Source organism: Micromonospora sp. SL4-19, assembly GCF_047921475.1.
Taxonomy (GTDB): domain Bacteria; phylum Actinomycetota; class Actinomycetes; order Mycobacteriales; family Micromonosporaceae; genus Micromonospora.
The window spans coordinates 365,979-378,597 of sequence record NZ_JBLROB010000002.1; the positions used below are offsets into that span (position 1 = coordinate 365,979).

At 72.9% G+C, this 12,619-nt stretch carries 15 protein-coding genes; 10 read left to right on the forward strand and 5 right to left on the reverse strand.

Going from position 1 to position 12,619, the window contains the following annotated elements; genetic code table 11:
• Positions 1-2: 2 nt before the first annotated feature.
• The gene (locus tag ACNAVT_RS05515; protein ID WP_416293419.1) at positions 3-929 is read right to left on the reverse strand and encodes a pseudouridine-5'-phosphate glycosidase; all 927 of its coding nucleotides are present in this window, start codon (positions 927-929) and stop codon (positions 3-5) included.
• Positions 930-1,016: 87 nt separating this feature from the next.
• Between ACNAVT_RS05515 and ACNAVT_RS05520 the strand changes: the two genes are divergently transcribed.
• The 3 genes from ACNAVT_RS05520 to ACNAVT_RS05530 all read left to right on the forward strand — a co-directional run bounded on the left by ACNAVT_RS05520 (position 1,017) and on the right by ACNAVT_RS05530 (position 3,840).
• Positions 1,017-1,235, forward strand: a complete 219-nt coding sequence (locus tag ACNAVT_RS05520) for a DUF3039 domain-containing protein (protein WP_416293421.1) — start codon at positions 1,017-1,019, stop codon at positions 1,233-1,235.
• A 39-nt stretch (positions 1,236-1,274) separates the two neighbouring features.
• The gene (locus ACNAVT_RS05525) at positions 1,275-1,925 is read left to right on the forward strand and encodes a trimeric intracellular cation channel family protein (protein ID WP_416293423.1); all 651 of its coding nucleotides are present in this window, start codon (positions 1,275-1,277) and stop codon (positions 1,923-1,925) included.
• Positions 1,926-2,106: 181 nt separating this feature from the next.
• Positions 2,107-3,840 (forward strand): DEAD/DEAH box helicase, encoded by a 1,734-nt coding sequence (locus ACNAVT_RS05530; RefSeq protein WP_416293424.1) that lies wholly within the window; start codon positions 2,107-2,109, stop codon positions 3,838-3,840.
• A gap of 96 nt (positions 3,841-3,936) precedes the next feature.
• Here ACNAVT_RS05530 and ACNAVT_RS05535 read toward each other — a convergent pair whose 3' ends face one another.
• Positions 3,937-4,170, reverse strand: coding sequence for a hypothetical protein (locus tag ACNAVT_RS05535; protein ID WP_091672175.1), 234 nt, complete (start codon positions 4,168-4,170; stop codon positions 3,937-3,939).
• 247 nt (positions 4,171-4,417) lie between these two features.
• Positions 4,418-6,028, reverse strand: a complete 1,611-nt coding sequence (locus ACNAVT_RS05540; RefSeq protein WP_416293427.1) for an RNA polymerase sigma factor — start codon at positions 6,026-6,028, stop codon at positions 4,418-4,420.
• 285 nt (positions 6,029-6,313) lie between these two features.
• On the opposite strand from ACNAVT_RS05540, the gene ACNAVT_RS05545 reads away from it, so the two are divergent.
• Positions 6,314-7,135: an inositol monophosphatase family protein gene (locus ACNAVT_RS05545; protein WP_416293428.1), complete on the forward strand. Its 822-nt coding sequence runs from the start codon at positions 6,314-6,316 to the stop codon at positions 7,133-7,135.
• Between the two features lie 150 nt (positions 7,136-7,285).
• Here the strand turns inward: ACNAVT_RS05545 and ACNAVT_RS05550 are convergent, their stop codons facing one another.
• Positions 7,286-7,804, reverse strand: a complete 519-nt coding sequence (locus ACNAVT_RS05550; protein ID WP_416293586.1) for a LytR C-terminal domain-containing protein — start codon at positions 7,802-7,804, stop codon at positions 7,286-7,288.
• A gap of 435 nt (positions 7,805-8,239) precedes the next feature.
• Between ACNAVT_RS05550 and ACNAVT_RS05555 the strand changes: the two genes are divergently transcribed.
• Both ACNAVT_RS05555 and ACNAVT_RS05560 read left to right on the forward strand, forming a co-directional pair.
• Positions 8,240-8,536 (forward strand): DUF4193 domain-containing protein, encoded by a 297-nt coding sequence (locus tag ACNAVT_RS05555; protein WP_007075406.1) that lies wholly within the window; start codon positions 8,240-8,242, stop codon positions 8,534-8,536.
• A 263-nt stretch (positions 8,537-8,799) separates the two neighbouring features.
• Complete coding sequence (locus ACNAVT_RS05560; protein ID WP_416293588.1) at positions 8,800-9,519, forward strand: hypothetical protein; 720 nt, start codon at positions 8,800-8,802, stop codon at positions 9,517-9,519.
• A 20-nt stretch (positions 9,520-9,539) separates the two neighbouring features.
• Here the strand turns inward: ACNAVT_RS05560 and ACNAVT_RS05565 are convergent, their stop codons facing one another.
• Positions 9,540-10,034: a DUF3093 domain-containing protein gene (locus ACNAVT_RS05565; RefSeq protein WP_416293590.1), complete on the reverse strand. Its 495-nt coding sequence runs from the start codon at positions 10,032-10,034 to the stop codon at positions 9,540-9,542.
• A gap of 92 nt (positions 10,035-10,126) precedes the next feature.
• Here ACNAVT_RS05565 and dut point away from each other — a divergent pair, with 92 nt between their 5' ends.
• The 4 genes from dut (at position 10,127) to ACNAVT_RS05585 (ending at position 12,583) form a co-directional block, all read left to right on the forward strand.
• Positions 10,127-10,624, forward strand: a complete 498-nt coding sequence (gene dut, locus ACNAVT_RS05570) for a dUTP diphosphatase (protein WP_416293431.1) — start codon at positions 10,127-10,129, stop codon at positions 10,622-10,624.
• A 25-nt stretch (positions 10,625-10,649) separates the two neighbouring features.
• Positions 10,650-11,318, forward strand: a complete 669-nt coding sequence (locus ACNAVT_RS05575) for a DUF3710 domain-containing protein (RefSeq protein WP_416293433.1) — start codon at positions 10,650-10,652, stop codon at positions 11,316-11,318.
• A gap of 204 nt (positions 11,319-11,522) precedes the next feature.
• Complete coding sequence (locus ACNAVT_RS05580; RefSeq protein ID WP_416293435.1) at positions 11,523-11,903, forward strand: OB-fold nucleic acid binding domain-containing protein; 381 nt, start codon at positions 11,523-11,525, stop codon at positions 11,901-11,903.
• Positions 11,900-12,583: a DUF3159 domain-containing protein gene (locus ACNAVT_RS05585; RefSeq protein WP_416293437.1), complete on the forward strand. Its 684-nt coding sequence runs from the start codon at positions 11,900-11,902 to the stop codon at positions 12,581-12,583. The genes ACNAVT_RS05580 and ACNAVT_RS05585 overlap by 4 nt, the downstream gene beginning before the upstream one ends.
• Positions 12,584-12,619: the final 36 nt, after the last annotated feature.

Below are 12,619 nucleotides of genomic sequence, written 5' to 3' on the forward strand. Positions count from 1 at the left end.
GCTCATGCTGCGCGCCGGGCCGCCGCGGCGACCGCGATCCGCGCGGCCAGGTCGGCGTTGCGCAGGATGATCCGGACGTTGACCGCCAGGCTGGCGCCCTCGGTGGCCGAGTGGAAGTGGGCCAGCAGGAACGGGGTGACGGCCTTCCCGGTCACCCCGTCGCGGGCCAGCATGGCCAGGCCGTCGGCGAGGGTACGGTCGTGCAGATCCGGGTCGAGCTGCTGGTCGACCGGGAGCGGGTTCGCCACCACCAACCCGCCGTGGTGCACGCCCTGCCGCTCCCGCGCGACGAGCACGTCGGCGACCTGCTCCGGAGACTCCACCGACCAGTCCAGGTCGAAGCCGGCATCGGTGAGGTAGAAGCCGGGGAAGCGGCGGGTGCGGTAGCCGATCACGCTCACGCCCAGGGTCTCCAGCCGCTCCAGCGTGGCGCCCACGTCGAGGATCGACTTCACCCCGGCACAGACCACCGCGATCGGCGTCCGGGCCAGGGTGATCAGGTCGGCGGACTCGTCGAAGGTCTGCGCCGCCTCCCGGTGCACCCCGCCGAGGCCGCCGGTGGCGAAGACGCCGATCCCGGCCGCCGTGGCCACCGCGCTGGTCGCGGCCACCGTGGTGGCGCCGTCCGCGCCGGTCGCCGCCGCCACCGCCAGATCGCGTACGGAGAGCTTGCTCACGCCGTCTACCGTGGCGAGCCGGGTCAACTGCGCGTCGTCCAGGCCGACGATCAGTTCCCCGGCGACCATCCCGATGGTGGCCGGGACTGCGCCCGCGTCCCGGACCGCCTGCTCGATCCGCCGCGCGACCAGCAGATTGTCCGGCCGGGGGAGGCCGTGCGAGACGATCGTGCTCTCCAGGGCGACGACGGGACGCCCGTCGCGCAGGGCATCGGCCACCTCGGCGCCGAGACTGATGTGAAAGTTGGTCACTTCCGTTACGGTACGGGCCGCGTCCGGGCCGCCTGCGGTGGACCGGCCCCGATTGACCTGCAAAACTGGAAAGTTGGAGGTGTAAACGTGAGCACACAGGTTCTGGAGCGTCCCGAGCTGAAGGACGCCGACACCGGTCCGGAGATGTTCCACTACGTCCGCAAGGACAAGATCGCCGAGAGCGCGGTCATGGGCACATACGTCGTCGCGCTCTGTGGGGAGACCTTCCCGGTGACCAAGGCCGCCAAGCCGGGCTCGCCGGTCTGCCCGAAGTGCAAGGAGATCTACGACTCCTGGGGCGAGTGACCGTGGGCGGCCCTGCCGCCTCCCACGTAACCTGCGGCGGTGACCACCTCCACCGCCCTGCTCGTCGCCGATCTCACCGGTGTCGCGGTCTTCGCCGCCTCCGGCGGCTCGGCGGCAGTGGCCAAACGGCTCGACCTCTTCGGGGTGGTCTTCGTCGGCGTGGTCGCGGCGCTCGGCGGCGGGATCTTCCGTGACCTCGTCATCGACGAGGTCCCGCCGCTGGCCTTCGCCGACTGGCGGTACGCGGTCACCGCGGCGGCCACCGCCGCCGCCGTCTTCTGGCTGCACCCTCAGCTCGCCCGGCTGCGCACCACCGTTCTGGTGCTCGACGCGGCCGGCCTCGGTCTGTTCACCGTCACCGGCACGCTCAAGGCACTCGAGGCCCACGTACCGGCGGTCGGCGCCTGCATGATCGGCATGCTCACCGCGATCGGCGGCGGTCTGGGGCGCGACCTGCTCACCGGCGAGATCCCGGTGGTGCTGCGCCGGGAGATCTACGCCCTCGCCGCGCTCGCCGGGTCGATCGTGGTGGCCCTGATGTCCGCGTACGGGCAGGCGAGGACCGTGCCGCTGATCGCCGCCGCCGCCTTCGTGTTCCTGCTGCGGCTGGTCTCGCTGCGGCGGCGTTGGTCCGCCCCCGTGGCCACGCTGCGCCCGCCCCGCACCGGCACCCGCGGCCCCCAGGACTGAGTCCGCCGGACGGCGGGGTGGACGGATGTGACCAGCGTGGCGTCGAGTGGGGAGAAGGAGTCCCGCTGGTTATGCTGAGTCGGCCTTCGCGGCACCGGATGCGCGAGGGCCTTTTCATGGGCGGCGGCACCCGTGGCCCTCGACCGGGGCCCGCCGTCGCGAGGTCGGAGAGGAGCTACGGGTGGCACCGCGGTTGCCGGCGCTCGAGACGTTCCCGCCCCTGCGGGCCTGGCAACGCAAAGCGATGGTGGAGTATCTGCGCCGTCGTACCGAGGACTTCACCGCGGTCGCCACACCAGGCGCCGGCAAGACCACCTTCGCCCTGCGGATCGCCGCCGAGCTGCTGGCCGACGGCACCGTCGAGGCCGTGACCGTGGTCGCCCCGACCGAGCACCTGAAGACCCAGTGGGCGCAGTCCGCCGCCCGGGTCGGCATCCAGCTCGACGCCGCCTTCCGCAACGCCGACCTGCACTCCTCCGCCGACTTCCACGGCGCCGTCGTCACGTACGCGCAGGTCGGTATGGCGCCGCAGGTGCACCGGCGACGCACCATGACCCGGCGCACTCTGGTCATCCTCGACGAGATCCACCACGCCGGCGACTCGCGTACCTGGGGCGACGGCGTCAAGGCGGCCTTCGAGCCCGCGGTACGCCGGCTGATGCTCACCGGCACGCCGTTCCGCTCCGACGACAACCCGATCCCGTTCGTCGGCTACGAGCGGGGCGGGGACGGGCTGCTGCGCTCCCGCGCCGACTCCGTCTACGGCTACTCCGACGCGCTGCGCGACGGCGTGGTCCGACCGGTGCTCTTCCTGGCGTACTCGGGGGAGACCCGGTGGCGCACCAACGCCGGGGACGAACTGGCCGCTCGGTTGGGCGAGCCGATGACCCAGGACCTGATCGCGCAGGCCTGGCGTACCGCGCTGGACCCGGCCGGCGACTGGATGCCGCAGGTGCTGCGGGCCGCCGACGCCCGGCTGACCGTGCTGCGCAACGCAGGCATGCCCGACGCCGGCGGCCTGGTGATCGCCACCGACCAGCAGGCCGCCCGCTCGTACGCGAAGCTGATCGCACAGGTGACCGGCGAGACGGCGGCCGTGGTGCTCTCCGACGACCAGGGCGCGTCCGCGCGGATCGCGACGTTCGCGGCGTCCGCGCAGCGCTGGTTGGTCGCGGTGCGGATGGTCTCCGAGGGTGTCGACATCCCCCGGCTGGCGGTCGGTGTCTACGCGACCAGCGCCAGCACGCCGTTGTACTTCGCTCAGGCGATCGGCCGGTTCGTCCGGGCCCGGCGGCCCGGCGAGACCGCCTCGGTCTTCCTGCCCAGCGTGCCGCACCTGCTCGGGCTGGCCAGCGAGATGGAGGCCGAGCGGGACCACGTGCTCGGCAAGCCGAAGGACTCCGACGGCTTCGACGACGACCTGCTGGAGCGCGCCCAGCGGGACGAGCAGGCCAGCGGCGAGCTGGAGAAGCGGTTCACCGCGCTCTCCGCGACCGCCGAGCTGGACCAGGTGATCTTCGACGGTGCGTCGTTCGGCACCGCCGCCCAGGCGGGCACCCCGGAGGAGGAGGAATACCTCGGCCTCCCCGGGCTGCTCACCGCCGACCAGGTCTCGATGCTGCTGAGCAAGCGGCAGGCCGAGCAGCTCGCCGCGCAGCGGCGCCGGGCCACCCAGCGGGCCGCTGAGCCGGCCGCTGAGGCCACGGCGTCGGTGGCCCCGCCGATGAGTGCCGCCCAGCGCCGAGTGGCGCTCCGGCGGCAGCTGAACGCCCTGGTGGCCGCCCGGCACCACCGGACCGGGCTGCCGCACGGCAAGATTCACGCCGAGCTGCGCCGGATCTGCGGCGGCCCGCCGAGCGCCCAGGCCACCATCGAGCAGCTCGAGGAGCGGATCGCCACGGTCCAGACCCTCTGAGGGCGGTGGGCAGCGTGGAGAGCGGATGCGAAAAGCCGACCGGAGGCACCCTCTGGGGCCTCCGGTCGGCTATGTCGTGGTTGTGCTGTTGCGGACTCAGTTCGCCATCAGATCGGCGCCACGCCAGCTGAATTCCGGGTCCGTCGCGAACCGCACGGTGATCTTGACGAGATCCTCCGCGTACTTGTTCGCGTGGTGCCCACAGAACACCAGCTCGCTCCCACCCGCCAGAGTGATCCGGAGCTTGCCGGCAGCATTGCAGCGGTCGCACCGTTCATCGGCGGCCGGGGGGCTCACCGTCTCGGGCGGCGGCGTGAGGGTCGGGGTCATCGCCTTCCTCCTCTGGTCGTCACCGATGAACACTCTCTTCGGTCGTTGCTCACCTATCGTGCAACACCCAACTCGGGCCCTGCCTTCCCTGTGTGCCCGCGGGGGACCGAGGTCACACCTGGCGTGGAGGACAGTGTGCCGTGCACCAAGGGTGCCACGTCAACGATCACAAACAGGCAACCGACCGATCACCAAAGAGTGTTGTACGGCTGGTGGTCAAACCGACACGACTGGTTGACGTGTGTGGTCAGTCCAGGTAGTCGCGAAGCACCTGGGAACGCGACGGGTGCCGCAACTTGGACATGGTCTTGGATTCGATCTGCCGGATGCGCTCCCGGGTCACGCCGTACACCTGGCCGATCTCGTCCAGGGTGCGGGGCTGGCCGTCGGTGAGGCCGAAGCGGAGGCGTACCACGCCCGCCTCGCGCTCGGAGAGCGTCTGGAGGACCTGCTGGAGCTGGTCCTGGAGCAGCGAGAACGAGACCGCGTCGACCGCGACCACGGCCTCCGAGTCCTCGATGAAGTCACCGAGCTGGCTGTCCCCCTCGTCACCGATGGTCTGGTCGAGCGAGATGGGCTCCCGGGCGTACTGCTGGATCTCCAGCACCTTCTCCGGTGTGATGTCCATCTCCTTGGCCAGCTCCTCCGGGGTGGGCTCGCGGCCCAGGTCCTGGAGCAGCTCACGCTGGATCCGGCCGAGCTTGTTGATCACCTCGACCATGTGCACCGGGATGCGGATGGTGCGGGCCTGGTCGGCCATGGCGCGGGTGATGGCCTGGCGGATCCACCAGGTGGCGTAGGTGGAGAACTTGTAGCCCTTGGTGTAGTCGAACTTCTCGACCGCGCGGATCAGGCCGAGGTTGCCCTCCTGGATCAGGTCGAGGAAGGCCATGCCGCGACCGGTGTAGCGCTTGGCCAGCGAGACGACCAGCCGGAGGTTCGCCTCCAGGAGGTGGTTCTTGGCCCGCTCGCCGTCCCGGGAGATCCAGAGCAGGTCGCGCTGCATGTCCCGGGTGAGCTTCTCCTCGCCCTCGTCGGCGGCGCGCAGCCGCTCGGCGGCATAGAGGCCGGCCTCGATCCGCTTGGCGAGCTCGACCTCCTGCTCCGCGTTGAGCAGCGGCACCTTGCCGATCTGCTTCAGGTAGGCCCGGACGGAGTCCGCGGAGGCGGTCAGCTCGGCGTCGCGGCGCGCCTGCTTGAGCGCCTCGGACTCCTCGTCGTCCCATTCGAAGTCGTTGTCGCTGGCGGAGTTGGCCGCATCGGCCTCGGCGGCCTGGGTCAGCTCGGCCGGTTCGTCGACCACCACGTCCTCGATCTCGGCGGCCAGCTCCTCCGGGTCGATCTCACCCTCGGGGCCCTCGCCCTTCGGGGCGGCCTTCGCCGGCTTCGCCCCGGCGGTCTTCGCGGCCACGGTGGCCTTGGTGGCCCGGGTCGCCTTGGTGGCCTTGGCCGGGGCGGCGGCCTTGGCGGCCACCTCGGCGGTGGTGCCGGCGGCCTTGCGCGCGGTCGCCTTCCGCGGGGCGGGGGCCGGGGCCTCCTCGGCGGCCGGCGCCTGCTTCGGGGCGGGCGCGGCGGCCTTCTTGGTGGTCTTGGCAGTGGTGGCCCGGGAGGCGGGCGTGGCGGACCGGGCGGCGGCCACCCGGCGGCGGGTGCTGGCGGAGCCGTCCACGACCACCGTCACCCCCGCGTCGGAGAGCGCACGCAGGATCTTCTTGGCCTGGGCCGGGGTCACCTCAGCGGACTCGACGGTGCGCGCGAGCTGGGCCGACGTGAGCTGGCCGCCGGCGCTCTGCGCGTGGGCGATCAGGGTGTCGGTGAGCGAGCGAACGTCGGCGCCGGTCTGGCGGGGTTCTGTCACGAATGACCTTCCGGAGGCGAAGAGCGAGCAAGGCCGGGTCGTCCGGCGCAGCACGGTACGCCGTGCCGGGCGAGCGTTGAGGGACCCCCGCGTCCCGGGCCGGCCGGTCGGTGGCGGTCCGTGGCGCGTGGGCAGGGTGAATTGTAACGCCGTCTGCGGCGATCATTCGGCGCCGCACGGTGGACCGGCGGTATGGACCACCGATTCGGCGCAGATGTGGACTTTGTAAGGATGATACCCGCGCACGATCCGGCCGGCCCCGGGTCGTGCGGGAAGGGGATGAACATGATCCGCTCGGTGCCCGTGCCGCGGGACCTGTTGGAGATCGCCGTCGAGGTGGCCCGGGACGCCGCCGCCACCGCGTACCGGATGCGGGCCGAGGGGGTCTCGGTGGCCGCGACCAAGAGCACAGCCACCGACGTGGTCACCGCCGCGGACCGGGCGGTCGAACGGCAGGTGCTGGACGTCCTGCGGGCGCGCCGCCCCGGCGACGCGGTGCTGGGCGAGGAGTACGGCGCGGGGGAGACCGGCCCGGCCGCCGACGGCGGGGTGCGCTGGATCGTCGATCCGATCGACGGCACGGTCAACTACCTCTACGGGCTGCCGTACTGCGCGGTCTCGCTCGCCGCCGAGGTGGATGGCGAGGTGGTCGCCGGGGTGGTGCGCAACGTCGTCACCGGCGAGGAGTGGACGGCCACCCGGGGTGGCGGCGCCTGGCGGAACGGGGAGCGGCTGCACTGCTCCACCGAGACCGACCTCGGGCAGGCGCTGGTCGCCACCGGTTTCGGCTACGACGCCGGCCGCCGGGCGCACCAGGCCCGGGTGGTCGCCGAGTTGATCCCGCACGTCCGGGACATCCGCCGGATGGGCGCCGCGGCGCTGGACCTCTGCCTGGCCGCGGAGGGGCGGGTGGACGCCTACTACGAGAAGGGGTTGGCCGCCTGGGACCTGGCCGCCGGCGGGCTGGTCGCCCGAGAGGCCGGGCTGCTGGTGACCGGGCTGGCGGGGCGGGCGCCCGGGCCGGATCTGGTGATCGCCGCGCCGCCGGCGCTCTTCGCGCCGCTGCACACCCGGCTCGCCGCCCTGGACGCCTCCGGCGGCCCCTGACAAGCCGGCGCCGCTCCGCCGATTCTCGCCACGCCACCGGGACGCCACTGTTTCCCGGAAAGAGTGGCCGTCCCAAGTTTTGGACGGGCGGCCACTCTTTCCCGGAAATTGTGCGGATCTTGCCTGGCCGACCGGCCGAATGGTGGACGGCTACTTGTCGTCAACCGGTGCCGGGCAGGTACCGGCCGGGGCGACCGGCGAGCCGAGGTCGCCGAGGGACTGGTTGACCTCGGTGGTGGTGGCCAACTGCTGGAAGGCGTTGCCCAGGATCACGTCGACCGTGTCGTCCTTGCGTTTCGGGTCGAACTTCTGCTCGGCGCTGTTCAGGAAGTAGGCCCGCAGCAGGTGCGCGGAGCCGACGCCCTTGGGGCCGAAGCGCAGCACCGCGACGCCGTCGACGCCCGGCTTCGCGTTGTCGACCTTCTTCACCTGGAACTTGCGGTTACGGAAGTCGTCGGCGACGCTGCCGGCCCTGCCGACCTCGTCGGTGGCGTTGAAGACGTTGATCTTGACGTCTTTGGTGTCGCGCAGGGTGACATCGGCCAGCGGCCAGCCCTTGGGGCAGCCTCCGGCGATGCCCGCCTTGCTCTGGGTGTCGCGAACCATCGCGACCACGACGAAGACCAGGGCGACGACCGCCAGCAGACCGACGACAACGAGTGCCCGCACTCGCGCAAAACTCATCTGGGCGCTCCCCGCACAGTGGTTGGGTGGCGGCGGCCGCTGGCGGTCGGGCCGCCCCGCCGGCCGTCGAGTACGCCGCTGAGGTTAACGGTTGTCCGGCCGTCGCGTGAAACAGTCCGACATGCCGGCGCGCCACCGGGGGAACGGGTAGTACTACCCCTATCTTCGTGTCGCCTGAGTCACATTGGGAACAACTTCGGGCGCAGGGGCGTACATCTCTGCCACGAGGGCGGTATACATGCCTCGCCCAATGGGGGGGTAAGGTTCCGCGCTCGCCGGGGGGTTCCTCTCTGGCGGACTCGGCCCACCGGTCGTCGGGTCGGGTGACCGACACAAATTGGTGGCCGGCCAGTGGAACCGAAGCATGTCGTCCGGCGTTACAACCGGAAGCGACCATATCGATATGGGAGAGTGAAACCGATGGCCACCGACTACGACGCCCCGCGTCGAGACGAGGTCGACCTCGGCGAGGACAGCCTGGAAGAGCTCAAGGCCCGGCGGGTCGACTCACAGTCGGGCGCCGTGGATGTCGACGAGGCCGAGGTGGCGGAGAGCTTCGAGCTGCCCGGCGCCGACCTGGCCGACGAGGAGCTCACGGTCAAGGTGCTACCGATGCAGCAGGACGAGTTCCGGTGCGCCCGCTGCTTCCTGGTCCACCACCGCAGCCAGCTGGCGGTCGAGCGCAACGGCGAGCTGATCTGCCGCGAGTGCGTCTGACCCCGACGCGTGTCACCGGCGGCGGCCTCCCCGGCGGGGCCGCCGCTGTTCGAGTCGCCGTGCGACTCGGGCGGGGAGCTGCTTGACTCGTACGGGCGGCGGCCGCGCCGCGCGGAGCACGGGAGGGCGGACGGGTGAGCGAGCGCAGTGAGCGGGCTGGGGGGCCGGGCGCCGAGGGACCGACCGACGGTGGTGGCGCCGAGCGGCTCGAACCGGCCACCCAGGATGGTGCGCCGGACCAGCTCGGCGCGACCGTCGCCGCGCTGACCGCCGACGACATCGCCCCGGCCCGGCGCCGGCAGCTGCTCGGCCGGATGGTCGGCCAGGCCCGTGCCCGTGGACTCGCCGACCTGTTCAAGCCGAAGGCCGCGATCCGCTGGGTGACCGAGACCATCGCCGAGGTGGCCCCGCACGTACCGATCCGCGACCTGGCGACCCTGCGCCGGCACTTTCCCGGCCTGGACGACGACGCGTTGGCCGACCGGCTGATCCGCAACGCCGCCCGGGCCACCGCCGGAGTCGGCGCGGCCGGGGGCGGGGTCGCCGCGGTCGAGTGGACGGTCACCCCGACGCTGCTCTCCGCGCCCGTGCTGCTGGCCGCCGAGACGGTCGCCGTGGTCGCGATCGAGCTGAAGCTGATCGGCGAGCTGCACGAGATCCACCGGATGCCGGTGCCCACCGGCGGCACCGAACGCGCCGTCGCGCTGGTGCAGGCCTGGGCCGGCCAGCGCGGCATCAACCCGATGCTCCCGGGGGTCGGGGTGAGCGCGGTGCTCGGCACCGCAGCCCGCAGGGAGCTGCGGGACAGCGTGCTGCGCCGCTTCGGCCGGAACCTGACGACCCTCGGACCGTTCCTCACCGGGGCCGCCGTCGCCGGCTACCTCAACCGCCGGGCCACCCGGACCCTCGCCGACCGGCTCCGCAAGGACCTGCGCCGCCGGGCCCGGGAGCTGCCCGCCTCCGGCCGCCCCGCTCTGCCCTGACCAATCCTCGGCGTGCGGGCTCAGGCGGCGTCACGGGCGGTGAGGATCGCCGCGGCAAGCTCCACCGGGCGCCGCGTGCTCACCACCCAGAACGGTGTCGGGTCGGCCGGGTCGTCCAGCACCACCTGCACCGCGCCGCCGATCCACGGGCGCTGCACCACGAAGGCGAGCGGGTCGGACCCGACGCCGAGCACCTCGCGCCGGCCTGCGGCGTCCAGCGGCACCACGTCGGAGACGTACCGCACCGGGAGCCGGGCATCGTCCACCCGCAGCTCCCCGTCGCGGACCGCGACCCGGATCCGCCCCAGCCAGCCGAGCACGGCCACCGTCGCCGGGAGCAGCAGGACGAACGGGAGCCAGGCCCGTACGCCCGCCGCGCCCATCCAGAGCTCGGCGGCGAGCAGCCCGGTGAAGGCGAGACCGGCCGGCCAGGCCCACCAGGGCAGTCGCAGCCGCTCCGCGTACTCGGGCGCGGCGGCCACGGACGCGGCCGGGGTGGACGAGGACGACGACAGGCTCACAGTCCGAGGGTACGGCGCACGAAGGGCCGGTCAACCGGCAGGATGGCAGGGTCACCCCCGCAAGGACCGGACGGAAGAGGAAGACCGTGACAGACGTCGTACCCGTGCCCGTGCGGCAGCTCGACCCGGGGCTGCCACTGCCGGCGTACGCCCATCCCGGCGACGCCGGCGCGGACCTGGTGGCCGCCGCGGACGTCGAGCTGCCGCCCGGCGGCCGGGCCCTGGTGCCGACCGGCGTGGCGATCGCGTTGCCGGAGGGATATGTCGGGCTGGTGCACCCCCGATCGGGGCTGGCAGCCAGGCTCGGCGTGACCGTGCTCAACGCGCCCGGTACGGTCGACGCCGGCTACCGGGGTGAGATCCTGGTCAACCTGATCAACCATGATCGGGAGTCGCCCGCGAAGATCAGCCGGGGCGACCGGATCGCGCAGCTCGTCGTCCAGCGGGTCGCGCGGGCCGAGTTCCAGCCGGTGGCGGAGCTGCCCGCGTCCCGGCGCGGGACCGGCGGGCACGGGTCGACCGGCGGACACGCCGGGCTGATCCCGGCACCGGCGGGCGGGCACACGGAAGAGGTGGCAGGGTGAGTGCGAACAGCGGAGGGTTGGCGCAGTGATCTTCTCCCGAAAGCGGGCCGACGACGCGCGGCACGCGCGTGACGAGCGGACCACCGAGGTCCTCGATCCCCAGGAGACCGGGGAGTCGAGCCCGCAGGCGCCGGCTCGGGGCCCCTACGACGTCTCCGAGGCGCCCGATACGCCCCGACTCGACCTGGGCAGCCTCCAGATCCCGGCGGTCCCCGACGTCGAGGTGCGGGTGCAGGCCGACCCGCAGGGCGTGATCCAGCAGGTCGTGCTGGTGCACGGCGACAACGCTCTGCAGCTCGGCGTCTTCGCGGCGCCCCGCTCCGACGGCATCTGGGACGAGGTGCGTGAGGAGATCCGGCAGTCGCTGTTCAACGACGGCGCCGCCGCGCAGGAGGTCGAGGGGGAGTACGGCATCGAGCTGCGGGCCCGGGTCCGCACCCCGGACGGCCTGACCGACCTGCGCTTCGTCGGCATCGACGGGCCGCGCTGGATGGTCCGCGGCGTCTACCAGGGCGACGCGGCCGGCGACCCGGACGCCGCCGGCCCGCTGGCGCTGTGCCTGAGCGGCCTCGTGGTCGACCGGGGCCAGGAGGCCAAGCCGGTCCGCGAGCCGCTGCCGCTGCGGTTGCCTCGCGAGATGGCCGAGCAGCAGGCTGCCGCTCAGCAGTCCGCGCCGGGGCAGCGCGAGGCCTGAGGCGTACCATGCCGGGCCCGGTCCCGTCGGCTTCCGTCGGCGGCGCCGGGCCCGTCGTGCCACCAGAACCGGGAGCGGTACCAGCCGGACGCCGGCTCCGCCGACGGGCCGGATCGGCGTACGCTGGCGGGACGGTTCCGGCATCCCGGAGCCGGGCCAGTGCCGGCGCGGGCCGGCCAGCGTGGAGAGGGTGACGCGGAGGTCATGACGACCGACGAGGGCCGGGTGTCGCTGCGGCGGCTCCTGCATCGGCTCACCGCGAGCGAGGCCGAGATCGAGGCGCAGGAGCTGCGCCGGGAGAGCGCCGAGTCCGGCGGCATGCCGGCCCACCAGTGCATGCGTGGCCAGGTGGTCTCGGTCGCCGGGCGGCTCCGCACGGTGGTCTACACGCCCCGGACCAACCTCCCCACCCTGGAGGCGGACCTCTACGACGGCAGCGACGTGGTCACCCTGGTCTGGCTGGGCCGGCGGCACATCGCGGGCATCGAGCCGGGCCGGCACCTCACTGCCCGCGGCCGGGTGGCCGTTCGCGACGACCGTAAGGTGATCTACAACCCGTACTACGAGCTGGAGTCGCCGAAGTGACGACCGGACAGCATCCGTCCGCCGAGCCGGAACTCGGGCCGGAGGACGACCAGCGGCTGCCCAGCCTCGCCGAGCAGATGGCCGACCAGCTCGGCGGCTGGCGGGGCCTGGTCGAGTCGAGCATCCCGGTGGTGGTCTTCGTGATCGCCAACGTGGTGGGCGAGCTGCGCCCCGCGGTGATCGCCTCGGTGGCCGTCGCGCTGCTGATCGCCGGGCTGCGGCTGGCCCAGCGCCGGCCGGTCCGGCACGCGATCAACGGCCTGTTCGGCATCGCCATCGGCGCCGCCATCGCCTGGCGCACCGGCGACGTGCGGGACTTCTACCTCCCCGGCATCCTCTACGGCATCGGCTACGGCCTGGCGCTGCTCCTGTCGGCCGCGGTGAAGCAGCCGCTGGTGGGCTGGATCTGGTCGGTGCTGGTGGCCCGGGGCCGCTCGGAGTGGCGGGACGATCCCCGGCTGGTACGCACCTTCACCCAGCTCACCGTGCTCTGGGGCGTGGTGTGGCTGGCCAAGGTGGGCGTGCAGGCCGGGCTCTACCTGGCCCACCAGGACACCGCGCTGGGCGTGGCCCGGCTCGCCCTGGGCTACCCGCCGTACGCGCTGCTGCTGCTGATCACCGTCTGGACGGTGCGCCGGGTGACCCGGGAGACCGCGCCGACGCCGTTGCCGGGCGCCTGACCGAGCCCGCCGGTGCGGGGGACCGGCCGGTGGGAC